1 protein-coding gene is annotated in these 1,459 nt (G+C 33.0%); it reads right to left on the reverse strand.

The window, feature by feature from the left end:
- On the reverse strand, nucleotides 1-1,459 hold a 1,459-nt coding region (gene tdc, locus ACIBJB_RS47465), incomplete at both ends, for a tyrosine decarboxylase (protein ID WP_398940391.1).

The following is a 1,459-nucleotide window of genomic DNA, read 5'->3' on the forward strand; positions in this document are numbered from 1 at the left end:
CTACCATATTAAAATCAGGTCGAGTAAGAGTATAAAGTTCAATCTCTTTATCTCCAACTTTAAATGATTGAGTATTTAAGAAATCATAGAATCTTAAAGCACCTTCAATAGATGCTCCCATTAGTTTTCCGTATCCTGTAATATTTAAAGGAAGAACATGGTGAGCAGCCCATACAGAAACAGCTGTAGCACCAGCTTTGGATCCTTCTAAAATATAGGCACCTAATAAAGCAGGGATTTCAGCATTCTTTTCAAAAACATACGTTGCAAAATATGATATTACTTCTCTCATACGGATGTCTTTAATTGCTATTCCTCCAGCTGAATAAGGTACATAACCCATTTTATGAGGATCAATAGTCACAGACTCAGTTAATTCTATAGCCTTAAAAGCTTCATAAACTTCTTTTGTAATATATTCTGTATTTTCTGTGAATACACCATATTCATGATGAACTTTTTGTAAATCATTGAAAGGTATAAAATTATTATCTTCATCTAAGAATATAGATCTAGCATAGCCACCATATGCAGCATCAACATGAATATAATAGTAAATTCCTTCATTAAATAATTTATCTCTAAGTGCTACTATTTTATCAATGCTATCTACAGCACCTTCTTCAGTAGAGCCAACTACACCAACTACGCCTAAAATAGGTGTTCCTTCATTTACTAACTTTCTTATAATTTTTTCTAGTTCATCAATATCCATTCTATAAGAAGAATCTACAGGCACTGAAACTATTTGATCAATACCAATACCGATAATATCAGCAGCTTTTAACCAAGAATAATGCTTAGTTTGTGGAACAAGCCATTTACCAAGACTCTGTAAGTTCTTACCATTTCTTGCAGAATATTGCTTTAAATCGTCTATCTTATCTTCAGCTTTTTCCATTAAATCTATAATTTCTTGTGTACTCATATTTAATAATTCCCAATCAGTTTTAGTTTCTACTAAACTAGGAGCACATTCTTTCATAGCTAAGGGTAAAGACTTAATATTTCGTGCATACCACAAACCCTCAAGATTAGCTAGTGATCCATCAGCAACAATGTGTCCCCAACCATTGTTATAACTCATTAATTTTGCAAGGTCGTATCCCACTTCTTCTTCCATCTGTGAAGTTGCAGGAGATGATTCATAAGCTACGTTATTCCCGTTCCATAGCATTGCAAAATTATACGCTAGAATTGATGGTAATAGAGTTTCAGAGTTCATATGTCCCCAATATCGACCGGCTGAATGCCAAGGTACTGAATGAGTTCTCATACGAGAAGAAATTTCATTCATCACTTCTTTCATATGCTCAATAGTATTTAGATAACTATCAGAATTTTTTTCGTGACTTGAAATGACAGGTTTATCTTGAGGCATATAATTTTGTCTCCAACCTAAATGCTCATCTACAAGATTAATTAGCATGTCTTTGTATAATTCTCCATTTTCAGATTT

The sequence above is a fragment of the Streptomyces sp. NPDC050759 genome (assembly GCF_044456945.1).
In the GTDB taxonomy this organism is placed as follows: Bacteria; Actinomycetota; Actinomycetes; order Streptomycetales; family Streptomycetaceae; genus Streptomyces.